The organism is Amycolatopsis sp. NPDC005232 (assembly GCF_040607795.1).
Taxonomy (GTDB): Bacteria; Actinomycetota; Actinomycetes; order Mycobacteriales; family Pseudonocardiaceae; genus Amycolatopsis.
This window is the reverse complement of the sequence record NZ_JBEXHL010000004.1, coordinates 127,957-141,677: the sequence shown is the minus strand read 5'-3', so window position 1 is coordinate 141,677 and position 13,721 is coordinate 127,957. Positions and strand designations below refer to the sequence as shown.

The window sequence follows — 13,721 nt, the reverse complement described above, 5'->3', positions numbered from 1 at the left end:
GTCAGGCCCCGCGCAGCAGCATCATCAGCGGCTCGGCGGCCGGCACGTCGGTGCCCGTCGACAGCCGGCGCAGCTGCAGCCCGGCGATGAGCGCGACGACGGGACCCGCCACCCGCGCGGGATCGGCCACGCCGAGCGCACGCAGGATCGTCGTGGCCAGATCGTCGTACGCGGCGAAGCAGCGCGCGGACGCTTCGCGCAGCCCGGGATCGCGCGCGGCCTGGAGGTAGAGCTCGTGGGGCGCGAGGTCGTCGGTGCCGAACGGCAGCTGCTCGATCACCTGCTCCACCACGGCCGCGGCCTGCTCGAGGCTGAGGCCGTCGGCTCGGTGCGCGTCGGCGATCGCGGCGAGCTTCGCCGTCTCCTCCTCGGCGAACAGCAGCATCGCCTCGCGCAGGAGCTCCGTCTGGCTGGGGAAGTGGTAGGTCAGCGTGCCGAGCGAGACGCCCGCGGCGGCCACGATGCGCCGGTTGGTGAGCCCGCCGACGCCTTGCTCGCCGACGACCTCGAGCGTCGCCCGCAGGATCGCGTCGCGGGTGTTCACCACACCCTTGCGGGCCGGCGCAGGTGCCACCGTTGGACCTCTTCCAGTTGCGCGGCAACGGAGATCAGCCGCTCCTCGGCGTGCGACGGGCCCAGCAGCTGGGCGCCGAGGGGGAGCCCGTCTGCCGTCTGTCCGGCCGGGACGTTGATCCCCGGCCAGCCCAGCACGTTCCACGGCCAAGCGTAGGGGCACGCGGCGATCATCGTCTGGTCGGTGCGCCAGCCGGTGAGCCCGTCGAACGCGCCGGTCTTCGGCGGCGGCGTCGCGGTGGTCGGGGTGAGCAGCACGTCGACGCGTCCGAACACCGACCCGATGCGGCGCTGCAGCGCGGGTTCGAGCGCGCGGGCGAGCTTCAACGCGCCGGCGAGCACGGTGCCCTGCTGCGCGTTGCCGCGGGTGCGCCGGTCGAGCTTGGCCTTCTCGGGCACGCGAGCGGCCCAGTCGCGCACGCCGGTGAGCGACCGCGGCAGGAAGGTGAGCCCGATGAGCCCGTAGTCCGGATCGATCTCGACGATCTCGTGGCCCAGGTCTGCGAGCGCCTCCGCGGTGTTGCGCACGGCCGCTTCGACCACCGGGTCGAGGGTGGTTTTCGTCGCGGTGAAGGGAATCCTCGTCGACAGCCCGATGCGCAGCCGGCCGGGTTCGCGCCGGGCCGCACTGCGGAAGGTGCTGTCGGAGCCCGTGGTGACGTCGAGCAGGGTCGCCGCGTCGGCGACGGTCCGGGCGAGCGGCCCGAGCACGGTGAGGCCATGGAACAGCTCCCCGCCCAGCGGCACGCGTCCGCGCTGCGTCTTGATGCCGACGAGCCCCGTCCACGCCGCCGGGATGCGCACCGACCCGGCGCCGTCCGAGCCCAGCGCCGCCGCGACCACGCCGCCGGCCACCGCGGCCGCCGAGCCGCCGGAGGACCCGCCGGGCGTGTGGTCGGGGTGCCACGGGTTGCGCGTGACCCCGAACGCCGGCCCTTCCGTGAACGGCCATTGCCCCAGCTCAGGCGTGTTCGTCTTGCCGATGATCACGGCGCCGGCCCGCTTGAGCAGCCCCACGGCCGGCGCGTCCTGCGTCGCGGCGGGGAAGTCGCCCGCGCAGCCGAACGCCGTCGGCAGGCCCGCGAGGTCCACGTCGTCCTTGATCGCGACGGGCACGCCCAGCAACGGCGTCCGGTCACCTCGCGCCCGGCGTCGATCGGCTTCTTCGGCCTCGGCGAGGGCTTCTTCGTCCCGGATCCGGCGGAACGCGTTGAGCACGGCCTGGCTCGCGTGCGCCTCTGCCAGGGCCGCGGCCGTGAGCGCCACGGACGTCGTTTCGCCTGCTTCAAGCGCCGCCACCTGCTCGGAGACGGTCGTGAACGCGACTGCGCTGATCTCACAAGCCCTGACGGTCATCGGGCCACCCCCGGGGGGTTCTCGTTCGTTCGAACGAACGTTACCACCGGACTGTGATTCCGGCTCCCTGGTTCGACAGCCGCCCTGCCCGAGGCTGACGATTGTGTCCGAATCCCGGCACCAGCCCGCCCCAGCACCACGGAGGATCGATGACGTTCGACTTCGACCGATTTCCCGTTTTCGACGCGTTCCCGCGGGCGGGGCTCGGCAGCGGACCGACGCCGCTGCTGGCGGCGCCGCGGCTGGGCGAGGCGCTCGGGCTGCCGCGGCTGATGCTCAAGCGCGACGACGTGCACCCGCTCGGCGTCGGGGGCAACAAGCTGCGCAAACTCGACTTCCACCTCGGCGCGGCGCTCGCGGCCGGCGCCGACACGGTGATCACCTTCGGCGCCCTGCAGACCAACCACGGACGCCAGACGGCGGCCGCGTGCGCACGGCTGGGGCTGCGCTGCGAGCTCGTGCTCACGGCGAAGGTGCCGCGCGAGGGCGAGGCCTACGAGCACTCCGGCAACATCCCGCTCGACCTGCTCTTCGGCGCCCGCGTGCACATCTGCGCCACGGCAGAAGAAGCCGACCGCACGTACGAAGAGCTGCTCGCGTCGGCCGACTACGAGGGCCGGAAGGTCTTCACCGTCCCCGTCGGCGGGTCCGACGCGCTCGGCACTCTCGGCTACGTCGCCGCGTCCCACGAGCTCGCGCAGCAGCTCTCGGCGCTCGGCATCGACAGCGCGCGCATCGTCGCGCCCCACGCGAGTGGCGGCACGTCTGCCGGCCTCTCGCTCGGCACGGCGCTGCTCGGCAACCTCGGCGCCGATTTCGCGTGCGTGAGCCACCCGCTCGACGAGGCCACCGACAACCTCACTCACCTCGTCACGTCGGCCGCGCAGCTGCTCGGCCTCGACACACCGTCGCTCGACCACGTGCGCATGAGCGACTCGACGCTGGGCGAGGGCTACGGCATTCCGGCGCCCTCGACGTGGGGCGCGCTGCGGCTGTTCGGCCGCACCGAAGGCGTGGTGCTGGACCCGGTCTACTCCGGCAAGGCCGCCGCCGCGCTCGTCGAATGGGCCGCCGGCGGCCGGTTCGACCCGGAGGAGACCGTGGTGTTCGTGCACACCGGCGGCCTGCCCGGGCTGTACGGCTACGCGCCGGAATTCGTCGCCGCGATGCAGGAGTGAGTCAGTCCCGCGCGGTGGCCGGTTGCAGCTCGGCCGCCGCGCGGGTGGCGTCGACCCGCACCGCCACGCGGATCAAGCCCAGCAGCAGCACGACGTCGGCGACGAGCATCAACCGTTGCGTGGCCCCGACCGGCAGCAGCTCGGTGACGGTGTGGACCGGCAGCCCGGCCTCGTCGAGGCGCGCGAACAGGAAACTCACGCCGAACACCACCAAAACGGCCACTCCGAACCGCAGCCACCGCGCCACGAGCGTGCGTTCGGCCGTGCCGCGCAACGGTTCCAGCAACGTCAGCGCCGCGGCCGGCAGGCTCGCGAACGCCACCACACACGAGTACAGGTGGATCTCGCCGCTCGCCAGGTCCGGGTGCGGCGGGTAGCTCGCCGGGAACACCGCGGCCGTTGCCAAACCCAAGGCCCACAACGAAATCAGCACCCGCGTGGTCCGCGGCAGCGGCACGCCACCGGCGGCCAGGCAGCCGAGCACGGCCAGCGAACCGACGGCGAGCGCCAGCACGCTCGCGCTCAGCAGGCCGGGGTCGGTGGTGGTGTAGCTGGACAACGTGTCGTGGATCGGGTCGCGCGAGCTGATCACGTGCATCAGGGTGATCGTGAACAGCCCCCACCCGATCGCCACCAGCGCGCCCGTCCGCCAGATCCGCAACCCCCGTGAAATCCCCATGGTCCCCAGCGTCGCGGGGTTGGCGCGATTCGTGATCCGGGATCACCCTGAATTCGACCCCTAATCGACGGCGCTGGTGAATTCCGCGAGCACCAGTGCCTGGTCGTCGTGGCGTTTCGCGCGCGGCCAGCGTGAACCGTCGGGATCCTGCGTTTCCGCAGTTCGCACGACATCCAGCACCGCGTTCGGGCCGCTCGCGCGAGCCAGCCGCAGGACGTCGGGCCAGCCGAAGAGGCCGTAGTCGTCGACCCCGGTGGACACGCCGTCGGTGGCGAGCAGCACGGCGTCGACCTCAGGGCGGGGCCACGAGCGCCGCACGGCCCTCGACGCCGCCGCCGGATCGGCTTCGGCCACCCAGAAGCCGCCCTCGGCGTTGCGGCGGCGGCGGACGTCGGCGCCGGTCTGGAGCAGGCCGCCGTCGCGCAGGGAGACCAGCCGGTCGTCGGCCACGACGTCCACCCCGAACTGTCCGAACGCGACAACCGGACTGTCAGCCAGCACAAGGGATTCGACCTCGGCCGCGTCCCAGCGCAGGATCGACACGGTGCTCGACGGCGAGTGCCCGGGCTCCAGCCCGTGCTCCGCCGCGACGCCGGCGATGGACGACGCCAGCGCGACGGCGAGGTCCTCCTTGGGACTTTCTCTCAGCTCGTCCGCCAGCCGGCGCACCAGCAGGTCCGCGTACCAGCCGCCGGGCGGCAGGTCCGGGCTCGGTGACGTGGCGCCGTCCAGCAGCAGCACGGCGTTGTCCAGCACCACGACGTGGTCTTCGCTCGCGCGAGGCAGGCCGTCCGCGCCTACTCCCGCGCGCTCCGCGATCGCGATCTCGGGCATCACTCGATGCTAACCCGAGTGCCCCGTCAACTTGGGTTGACAGGAGCGAGAGTGTCAACCTAGATTGACACCATGACGGAAGCAACAGACCTGGCCGCGAGGGCGGGCGACCGTGATCCCCGAGTGGGGCTTCGCGCGGTCGCCGCGCTTCGTCGGCTCCTCGAACAACTCGAAGCCGTGCAGGTGCGCAGCGCCCGTGTGCACGGCTGGTCCTGGCAGGAGATCGCCGCCGAGCTGGGGGTCAGCCGGCAGGCCGTCCACAAGAAGTACGGGAGGCACTGATGTTCGAACGGTTCACGCTCGACGCGCGGCTGGCTGTGGTCGAGGCCCAGATCGTGGCGCGCGAAGCCGGCGCGCGGCAGATCGAGCTCACCGACGTGCTGGCCGGGCTCGCGCGCACCGAGAACGGCGCCGGCCTGCGGCTGCTGGAGGAGCTCGGCGTGACACGGGAGGACGTGCTCGCGGAGCTCGACCGCATCCGCCGGCGCGGCGGGATCAGCGACGCCGACGTGGCCGCGCTCACCGAGTTCGGCATCGACGTGGAGCAGATCGTCGAGCGCGTCGAGGAGACCCACGGCCCTGGCGCGCTCGCCGGTGGTGGCAGACGCGCCAAACGTGGCCACATCCCGTTCGCCGCCGACGCGAAGCGCACGATGGAGCTCAGCCTGCGCGAAGCCGTGAAGCTGGGGGACAAGCACTTGGGTCAGGAGCACCTGCTGCTCGCGTTGGTGCAGCAGAAGGGCCCGGTGCCCGATCTGCTGGCCGCGCACGGCGTCGACTACGTGTCGGTGCGCCGCGTGGTCGCGCAACGGGAGGCCGGCTAGTGCTGCTGCTCTTCGCGGCGCCCGGTCCGCCATGTGACCAGCGGCAACAGAGCCTGCGTGAGCGGTCCGATCGTGACCGCGTAGAGCACGGTCCCCACGCCGAAGGTGCCGCCGAGCAGCCAGCCGACGGCGAGCACGGTCACCTCGATCCCGGTGCGCACCAGCCGCACCGACCAGCCGGTGCGCGCGGTGAGGCCGGTCATCAGCCCGTCGCGCGGCCCGGGGCCGAGCCGGGTCCCGACGTAGACGGCGGTGGCCACGGCGTTGAGCACCACGCCGCCGACCAGCAGCAGGATCTGAAGGGCGAGCGCGTGCTGGTCGGGCAGCACCGCGCGCACGGCGTCGACGGTCACGGAGATCACCACGACGTTGGCCACGGTGCCGATGCCGGGCCGCTGGCGTAGCGGGATCCACAGCAGCAGCACGAACACCGACGCGATGGCCGTGACCGTGCCGAAGCTCAGTCCGGTGAGCTTGGTGATGCCCTCGTGGAGCACGTCCCACGGGTCGAGGCCGAGGTGGGCGCGGGTGAGCATGGCCATGCTGGCGCCGTAGAGCGCGAGCCCGGCCAGGAGCTGGGCACCACGGCGCGCGGGTGCCCGGCGGACGCTGAGGGGACTGAGGTCGACAACTGCCACTTCTCCACTATCGGCCATAAGTGGACTGGTAATCCATGGCCAATGTCGGATAATTGGTCTTATGACCTCGCATATTCCGCTAGGTAGCCGCGTTTCTGGCACCCGATTGGCTGTATTGCTCGGGGAGTGGCGTCGTCGTGGCTCTCGCCAGGGCGCGGCGGATCTGGCCGCGGCCGTCGAGCTGCAGGTGCTCGACGGCCAGCTCCCCATCGGCACCCGGCTGCCCGCGGAACGCGAGCTCGCCGACGCCCTCGGCGTCAGCCGCACGCTCATCGGCGCGGCGCTGGACCGGCTGCGTTCCACAGGTGTCGTCGCCAGCCGTCGTGGCGCTGGTTCGTGGATCTCCGGTGCCGGCCACCGTTCGGCCGCCCCGGCCCAGCACGAGCGCGACGGCCTGATCGACCTCGCGCGCGCCGCGCCACCCGCGTTGCCCGGCCTGATCAACGCCGTCGACGCCGCGCGGCGCGACCTCGTGGAGCACCTGAGCGGCAACGGCTACCTCACCGGCGGCCTGCCGCTGCTGCGCGAGCGGATCGCCGAGCGCTACACCGCGCGTGGCCTGCCGACGTCTCCCGACCAGGTGATGCTGACGGCCGGCGCGTACTCGGCATTCGTGCTGTGCCTGCGCATGCTGGCCGGCCCCGGCGACCGCGTGCTGGTGGAGCAGCCGACGTACCCCAACGCGATCGACGCCGTGCGCGCCGCCCACGCGTTGCCCGTGCCGGTGGCGCTCGACCCCGTGCGCGGCTGGGACCTCACCGGCATCGAGGCGGCGCTGCGCCAGGCGGCGCCGCGGTTCGGCTACCTCGTGGTCGACTTCCAGAACCCCACGGGCCTGCGCCTCGACGCCGCCGGCCGCGAACGCCTCGGCGGCCTCCTCGCGCGTTCGCGCACGCCCGTGGTGGTCGACGAATCGTTGGTGGAGCTGGATTACGAGGGTGATCCGCTCGACGCGCCGCCGCCGCTGGCCGCGTTCGCGGGGGACTTGGCCTTGACGGTCGGCTCGGCCGCGAAGTCGCAGTGGGGCGGGCTGCGGCTGGGCTGGATCCGCGCGTCGGCCGAGCTGCTCGACCGGCTGCTGTCGTCGCGCTTCGCCGTGGACCTGGGGGCGCCGGTGTTCGACCAGCTGGTGCTGGCTTCGCTGTTGGAGCCGGAGGGGTACGCGGCGTTGGCCCAGCGGCGCGTGGATTTCCGGCTGCAGCGCGATTCCCTGATCGACGCCGTGCACGCCTACTGTCCTGAGTGGACGTTCGAGGTCCCGGCCGGCGGCCTGTCGCTGTGGTGCCGCCTGCCGGAACCGATGAGCACGCGCCTCGCCGTCTCGGCGGCGAACCACGGAGTGCAGCTGGCGCCCGCCTCGCGCTTCGGCGTGCACGGCGGCCTCGAACGCTGGCTGCGCCTGCCGTTCGGCCTGCCGCCCGACCAGCTGCTCGAGGCCGTGCGGCGGCTGAGCCTGGCCGTCGAGTCGGTGCGCGGCTACGCGGACGTGCCCGCGGCGAACGTGCCGGTGACCTGAGGTTCGGATCCGGGCGTCTCGATCGGGCCCGCGCAGCCGGATTTTGTTGCTGCGGCGCCGTTTCTACCGAAACAGGGCCGTAAACGATAAACAGCCGGTGCACCGGATGTTCCAACCACTCCAGGGATGGTGGTGGTCGCATCCGGCGCACCGGCTGTTCGTCACCCGCTCCGTTCAGAGCGGGCGCCGCGGCGGCTTCCCGGCACAGCCCCTCGACGTGCCGGGAAGCGCCGACGGCTCAGGCGGGCTTCGGTTGGCGCAGGTTCCCGCTCGGCGCGGTGAGCGGGAACCTCCGGAGCACGCCCGTTGTGGGTCCCGGCGCCGCGGGGGCAGCGCGGCGCCGGGACCAGGACCCGATCCGGCCGGGCGCGGTCGGCCGGTCGGGAAGGCTGGTCATACGCATGGATCGCCCCTTGTCGAATGATTGGTGCGAAAGGATGAGCCAGGCGCAGCGAACGGGCGCGCGCTCCAAGAAGTTGATCTTGGTTTGGACGTGGCTCTCCCCGGTGGACCGGGTGCCGGTCAGTCCGGGGAGGTGGTGGGCAGGGCTGCGTCCCTGCCCGCGCCGTCGACCTCGTGGTCGCGGCTGACGCCGATCAGCTTGAGCTGCGTGGTGGTCACGCTGTCCCCGACGACGGCGAACGGCTGCCGCGCGCCGCCCGAGCCGTCGTGGCCCGGGTTGACGGTGGTGGTCGGCGCGACGGGCGCGCTGGGCGCCGCGGGCAGGCCACCCCCGCCCCCACCGCCGCCGCCACCTGTGACGCCGACGTGGGAGTTCTCGTTGTTCGCGTGCTGCGCGCCGGTGCTGCGCTGCTGCACGGGAATCACGTGCACGACACTCGGGTGGTGCGCCGGCGCGGCCGTCTTGGGCACGGTCACCGGCGCCGGCTGAGGTACGACCACCGGAACCACGGCGCTCACCACTTCACCGGGCTGAACCGTCAGCTCGGGCACGGTCGCCGTGACCCCGCCACTCACCGTCCCACCCGAGAACACCGGCCCGAGCACATCCCCGATCGGGATCAACGGCGGCGCGTCATCCCCACCCGGCACCGTCGTGACCGGCGGCAACACGGTGTCCCCGACGTCGCCCACGGTTCCGGCCACGCCGGTGATCGAGTGCACCGCGTTGTCGACCAGCCCGAGCACGCCGCCGAGCAGTCCGCCCAGCAGCCCACCCTGCGACGGGGTGGCACGCAGCGGCGCCTCGGCGTCGGTGCTGGTGGTGACGGTGGTGCTGGGAGCCGTGGCGGGGTCGGTCGCTGTGGTGTCGGTGGTGGTCTGGTCGGTCGCGCTGTGGTGGGTCCCGTCGCAGTCGTCGGTCTCGTGCTGCTTCGCTCCGCCTGACCCGTCGGGCACGACCTGAGCGGAGCCGGCGTTCGCGCCGGTCGTGGCAGCGGCGTCGGTGCTGCCGCCGGAACTGGCGGGCGTCTCGGCCTGGTCCGACTCGGTTGTGCCGGAAGTGTTCGGCGTGTCGGAAGCGCTCGTGTCCGAGGCGCCGGAAGTGCTCTCGTCGGAAGCGCTCGTGCCGGAAGTGTTCGGCGTGGCGGCGGCCGAGTCGGTGCTGTCGCTGGAAGTTCCGGTCGAGTCCGAACCCTTGCTGCCACTGGAAGTTCCCGCGGCAACCGAGTCCGCAGTGGACCCGGTCGAAACGCGGTGCCAAGGATGTCCGCGCGGCTCTCGACGGTGCTCCCGAGCTTCGCCGTGCCCGGTGTGCCCCGGCGCGGTCGCCACGGTGTTCCCCGACGCGTCGAGGCCGTGCGGCTGTTCCGCAGCCTCCGCGCCGGCCCCGGCGACCAACGCGCCGAGCAGCCACCCGGCCAACGTCAACCCGCCTGCCAGCGCGATCCGCGCGGCCGGCCTCGCCAGCGGGGCCGCCCACGGCCGCGGCCTACGCACCGAAGCGAGGCTGTTCGAATCCGAGCCCTTCGCCGAAGCGCCGACGGGCGGAACCACAGGAGCCACAACAGCAGAAGCTGCCACGGCAGCGGCCAGTCCGGGATCAGTGCTGCTCAGGAGAGGTGCGTCGGTGCGTGCGGCAGCCGTGTCGCTCACGCCACCACCACCGTCCGCGCCTGAAGCTCATGCGGCTACCGCACGAGACTGATCCAACTGGGGTTCTTCTCCGGCCAGGTCGCAGTTCCCCCGGGGCTGCACTCTTTCTAGCACCGGTCGCGAGTGTTTCATCTTCCCTGCGTTCGATCCACCCCGTAAGGCGGAACGGACTTACCGGCTCCGGTGTCCGATCAGCCGAAGTTGATCACTCAGCGTGCGCCCGATGGGACCCTCTGCGGCCATCCGGGCGGACCCCCGCATGGCCGTTGACCTGATGTTTCATCCCAAAACCATACTCTCGGTATCGCATCACTAACGCACCGTCGATGAATCTGGAGCGTAACCGCCTCGCAACTCGTTATTCGGTAACCGCAGTGGTCAGACGAGTTGGCGCAGCCGTCCGACGGCCTCGTCGATGACTTCGTTCCGCTTGCAGAACGCGAAACGCAGCAGGTGTTTCCACTCGTCCGGGTGATCTGTGAACACCTTCACGGGCACGGCCGCGACGCCGACGCGTTCGGGCAGCGCCCACGCCAGCTCGGCGGCGTCGGTGAAACCGAGCGGGCGGACGTCAGCCGTCACGAAATACGTGCCGCTGCTGGGGCGAACGGCAAAACCCGCGTCCGCGAGTCCCGCCGACAGCCGGTCGCGCTTGTCCTGCAGGCTCGTCCGCAGCTCTTCGACCCACGGCAGCTCGTGGTCCAGCGCATACGCCACCGCCGGCTGCAGCGGCCCGCCCGAGACGAACGTGATGAACTGCTTCGCCGCCTTCACCGCGGCCACGAGCTCGGGCGTCGAGCAGACCCAGCCGATCTTCCACCCGGTGCAGTTGAACGTCTTGCCGGCGCTGGAGATCGACACCGTCCGCTCGCGCATGCCGGGCAGCGTGGCGAGCGGGATGTGGGACGCGTCGTCGAACACGAGGTGCTCGTAGACCTCGTCGGTCACCGCGATGAGGTCGTGCTCCACGCACAGCGCCGCCACGGCCTCCAGTTGCGCGCGCGAAAACACGGTGCCGGTCGGGTTGTGCGGCGAGTTCAGCAGCACCGCGCGGGTGCGCGGCGTGATGGCGTCGCGCAGGGCGTCGAGGTCGAGCTCGAGGCGCCCGTCGGCCGTCTCGACCAGGCCGATCACGCGCCGCTGGGCGCCGGCCATCGCGACGGCCGCGGCGTAGGAGTCGTAGTACGGCTCGACCACGATCACCTCGTCGCCGGCCTCGGTCAACGCGATGAGCGCGGCCGTGATGGCCTCGGTCGCACCCGCCGTGACCAGGACTTCCGTGTCCGGGTCGTACTCGGTGCCGTAGCGCAGCCGGTGCCGAGCGATGGCGGCGCGCAGCTCGGGGCGGCCCGGGCCCGGCGGGTACTGGTTGTCGCCGCCGAACAGGGAGTTCTTCGCCGCTTCGAGCATGCCGGCGGGCCCGTCGGTGTCGGGAAAACCCTGGCCGAGGTTCACGGCGCCGTGCTTCACGGCGAGCGCCGTCATCTCGGCGAAGATCGTCGCGGTGAAGGGGCGGAGGCGGGGGACGAGAGCTGGTTCACGCACGAAAACGCATCCTCACGGACAATGGCGTCGTGGAGCAACTCACCCCAGCCAAGGTCACGCCCGCAGACCCGCCCGGTGGCGCCGCCGGTGACGCGGAAAAACGGCGCGGCTTGCGGAGGATGAAGCAGGTCGCGCTGTCCTTCCTCCTCGGCGCCACGGTCGTCTTCCTGCTCACGAGCTGGGCGGAGTCGGCCGGCTGGCCCGCGTGGGTCGGCTACGTGAAGGCGGCCGCCGAGGCCGGCATGGTCGGCGCGCTCGCCGACTGGTTCGCCGTCACCGCGCTGTTCCGTCACCCGTTGGGCCTGCGGATCCCGCACACGGCGATCATCCCGAACAAGAAAGACCAGCTCGGCAACAGCCTGGGCGACTTCGTCGGCTCGAACTTCCTCTCCGAGGGCGTGATCCGCGACAAGCTCAAGCGGGTCGAGATCTCGCGCCGCCTCGGCGGGTGGCTTTCGCAGCCGGACAACGCCGAGCGCGTGACGTCGGAGCTGGCCACGGTCGTGCGCGGCGCCGTCACGGTCCTGCGCGACGAGGACGTGCAGGCGATCATGGAACAGGCCGTGGTCAAGCGCATCGTCGACCGGCCGTGGGGCCCGCCGCTGGGCAAGATCCTCGCGGGCGTGTTCGAGGACGGCGCGCACCACAAGCTCGTGGACCTGATGTGCGACCGGGCCTACGAGTGGGTGCGCGACAACCACCAGGCGATGCTGCGGGTCGTCTCCGACCGCGCGCCGAGCTGGTCGCCGAAGTTCGTCGACGAGATGCTGGCGGACAAGGTCTACGGCGAGGTGCTGTCGTTCGCGTGGGCAGTGAAGACGGACGTGAACCACCCGATGCGCCTGGCGCTGGACAAGTTCCTCGGCGAGTTCGCGCAGGACCTGCAGAACGACCCGAAGACCATGGAGCGCGCCGAGCAGATCAAGGGCCAGATCGTGCACCACGACGAGGTGCAGAAGCTGATCGGCAACGCTTGGGCCACGGCGAAGGAGATGCTGCTCAACGCCGCCGAGGACCCGTCGAGCGAGCTGCGCCGGCGCGTGCGCGCGGGCCTGCAGTCGCTCGGCGAGCGGCTGATCACGGACGACTCGCTGGCGTCGAAGGTGGACAGCTGGGTCGAGGGCGCCGCGGCGTACCTGGTGAAGAACTACTCGAAGGAGATCACCACGATCATCACCGACACCGTCGAGCGTTGGGATGCCGAGGAGACGTCGCGGAAGATCGAGCTGCAGGTGGGTCGCGACCTCCAGTTCATCCGCATCAACGGCACGGTGGTGGGCGCGTTGGCCGGTCTGGTGATCTACACGGTGGCGCAGCTGCTGTTCTGACCTGGGCTTTTCTCGGTTTTCTCGGTGTTGTTCCGTGCTTTGCGATTGTCGGAGCGTGGCCGCTCATGTGCAGCCGGTGCGTATACCACACCCGGGGGACCTTCAAGCCAGTTGTCCACAGGAAGCTGAGTTATCCCCCGGGTTATCCACAACTTTTCACGGATCTGGCCTAACGCCCATCCACAAGTTGTGGGGATCCGGTGCGTCTGCACGTGCATATCTGGTGGCTGTGCCTGAGTTGTCCACAGGTGCTCAGTTGTGCACACCCGTCGCGCGGGCGCGCCAGGTCCGAGCCTTCTCGCGGTTGCCGCAGACGCGCATGGAGCACCACGTGCGCGAGCGGTTGCGGGACTCGTCGTAGAAGGCTTCGAGGCAGTCGTCGGCGGGGCAGATCTTGAGCCGGACCCAGTCGCCGCGGATGGAGAGCCGGGTGGCGGCGACCAGCACCGCGGACACGGCGGTTGTCCCCAGGAGCTGCGGGCCTTGGTTGTTCAGCGAGAACGTCAGCGGGACTTCGAGCTGTTCCACGGGGAGGCGCGGATCGCCGACGGCGGCGCGCAGCCCGTCGCGGATGGCGCGGGCTTCGTCCGCGTTGCTCGGGGAGACGCCGCGTTCGGCTGACCAGCGTTGCCACAGCCCGGGGTCGTCCAGCAGGTCCTCGCCGCGCTCGATGTCGACGGTGTTGAGGAAGTCCACCACCAGGGTCGCGTCGGTGTGCACGCAACCAGTGTACGAGCGAGGGTGGTTGCTTCGTCGGCTGATAACTCCCATACTCCGAATACTGGTTACTGGAGGGAGTCACGATCATGGGTGCTGTTCCGACGTTCGGCTCGACCGTCTTCGACTGCCCGGACCCCGCCGCGCTCGCCGGCTTCTACCGCGCGGTGCTCGACTGGCCCGAGCCCGCGGTGCGCGCGGGCGGCTCCTGGGCCCGGCTCGTCAACCCGACCGGCGGTGCGCGCTTGGAGTTCCAGCAGGTGGCGGACTACCGCGCGCCCGAGTGGCCCTCGGCTTCGTTGCCCCAGCAGGCCCACCTCGACCTGGACGTCGACGACCTGGAAGCCGCGCACACCCGCGTGCTCTCCCTGGGCGCCAAGCTGCTCGACGACTCGCCCTCGACCTTCCGCGTCTACGCCGATCCGGTGGGTCATCCGTTCTGCCTGTGCGCCTGCTGACGCGCCGGGCGGAATCTGCG

14 protein-coding genes are annotated in these 13,721 nt (G+C 71.3%); 6 read left to right on the top strand and 8 right to left on the bottom strand.

What is annotated here, in order from left to right; all coding sequences use genetic code 11:
* Position 1: 1 nt before the first annotated feature.
* On the bottom strand, positions 2-574 hold the full coding sequence (locus ABZU76_RS10100; protein ID WP_354867036.1) for a TetR family transcriptional regulator: 573 nt from the start codon (positions 572-574) through the stop codon (positions 2-4).
* Positions 541-1,929, bottom strand: a complete 1,389-nt coding sequence (locus ABZU76_RS10095) for an amidase (RefSeq protein WP_354867034.1) — start codon at positions 1,927-1,929, stop codon at positions 541-543. Before ABZU76_RS10095 ends, ABZU76_RS10100 begins: the two co-directional genes overlap by 34 nt.
* Positions 1,930-2,078: 149 nt before the next feature.
* On the opposite strand from ABZU76_RS10095, the gene ABZU76_RS10090 reads away from it, so the two are divergent.
* Positions 2,079-3,107 carry a D-cysteine desulfhydrase family protein gene (locus ABZU76_RS10090; protein ID WP_354867032.1) on the top strand — a complete coding sequence of 343 codons (1,029 nt, stop codon included), beginning with the start codon at positions 2,079-2,081 and terminating at the stop codon, positions 3,105-3,107.
* Between the two features lies 1 nt (position 3,108).
* On the opposite strand, the gene ABZU76_RS10085 is transcribed toward ABZU76_RS10090, so the two are convergent.
* Together ABZU76_RS10085 and ABZU76_RS10080 are read right to left on the bottom strand one after the other, a co-directional pair.
* A complete protein-coding gene (locus tag ABZU76_RS10085; RefSeq protein ID WP_354867030.1) occupies positions 3,109-3,786 on the bottom strand; it encodes a DUF998 domain-containing protein in 678 nt (225 codons plus the stop codon).
* Positions 3,787-3,846: 60 nt separating this feature from the next.
* Entirely contained in the window at positions 3,847-4,620 is a 774-nt protein-coding gene (locus ABZU76_RS10080; protein ID WP_354867028.1) for a hypothetical protein, read from the bottom strand.
* Between the two features lie 72 nt (positions 4,621-4,692).
* On the opposite strand from ABZU76_RS10080, the gene ABZU76_RS10075 reads away from it, so the two are divergent.
* Positions 4,693-4,902: a sigma factor-like helix-turn-helix DNA-binding protein gene (locus tag ABZU76_RS10075; protein ID WP_004559389.1), complete on the top strand. Its 210-nt coding sequence runs from the start codon at positions 4,693-4,695 to the stop codon at positions 4,900-4,902.
* Complete coding sequence (locus tag ABZU76_RS10070; protein WP_354867026.1) at positions 4,902-5,444, top strand: Clp protease N-terminal domain-containing protein; 543 nt, start codon at positions 4,902-4,904, stop codon at positions 5,442-5,444. Before ABZU76_RS10075 ends, ABZU76_RS10070 begins: the two co-directional genes overlap by 1 nt.
* Here the strand turns inward: ABZU76_RS10070 and ABZU76_RS10065 are convergent.
* Entirely contained in the window at positions 5,441-6,082 is a 642-nt protein-coding gene (locus tag ABZU76_RS10065; RefSeq protein ID WP_354867024.1) for a hypothetical protein, read from the bottom strand. The two genes, ABZU76_RS10070 and ABZU76_RS10065, sit on opposite strands and share 4 nt — an antisense overlap.
* A gap of 61 nt (positions 6,083-6,143) precedes the next feature.
* On the opposite strand from ABZU76_RS10065, the gene ABZU76_RS10060 reads away from it, so the two are divergent.
* The gene (locus tag ABZU76_RS10060; RefSeq protein WP_354867022.1) at positions 6,144-7,598 is read left to right on the top strand and encodes a PLP-dependent aminotransferase family protein; all 1,455 of its coding nucleotides are present in this window, start codon (positions 6,144-6,146) and stop codon (positions 7,596-7,598) included.
* A gap of 522 nt (positions 7,599-8,120) precedes the next feature.
* Here ABZU76_RS10060 and ABZU76_RS10055 read toward each other — a convergent pair.
* Together ABZU76_RS10055 and ABZU76_RS10050 are read right to left on the bottom strand one after the other, a co-directional pair.
* Positions 8,121-9,497 (bottom strand): hypothetical protein, encoded by a 1,377-nt coding sequence (locus ABZU76_RS10055; RefSeq protein ID WP_354867020.1) that lies wholly within the window; start codon positions 9,495-9,497, stop codon positions 8,121-8,123.
* Between the two features lie 534 nt (positions 9,498-10,031).
* On the bottom strand, positions 10,032-11,198 hold the full coding sequence (locus ABZU76_RS10050; RefSeq protein WP_354867018.1) for a pyridoxal phosphate-dependent aminotransferase: 1,167 nt from the start codon (positions 11,196-11,198) through the stop codon (positions 10,032-10,034).
* Positions 11,199-11,227: 29 nt separating this feature from the next.
* Between ABZU76_RS10050 and ABZU76_RS10045 the strand changes: the two genes are divergently transcribed.
* Positions 11,228-12,526, top strand: coding sequence for a DUF445 family protein (locus ABZU76_RS10045; RefSeq protein WP_354867016.1), 1,299 nt, complete (start codon positions 11,228-11,230; stop codon positions 12,524-12,526).
* A 252-nt stretch (positions 12,527-12,778) separates the two neighbouring features.
* Here ABZU76_RS10045 and ABZU76_RS10040 read toward each other — a convergent pair whose 3' ends face one another.
* On the bottom strand, positions 12,779-13,246 hold the full coding sequence (locus ABZU76_RS10040) for a CGNR zinc finger domain-containing protein (protein WP_220245899.1): 468 nt from the start codon (positions 13,244-13,246) through the stop codon (positions 12,779-12,781).
* 86 nt (positions 13,247-13,332) lie between these two features.
* Here ABZU76_RS10040 and ABZU76_RS10035 point away from each other — a divergent pair, with 86 nt between their 5' ends.
* Positions 13,333-13,701 carry a VOC family protein gene (locus ABZU76_RS10035; protein ID WP_354867013.1) on the top strand — a complete coding sequence of 123 codons (369 nt, stop codon included), beginning with the start codon at positions 13,333-13,335 and terminating at the stop codon, positions 13,699-13,701.
* The last annotated feature ends 20 nt before the right edge of the window (positions 13,702-13,721 follow it).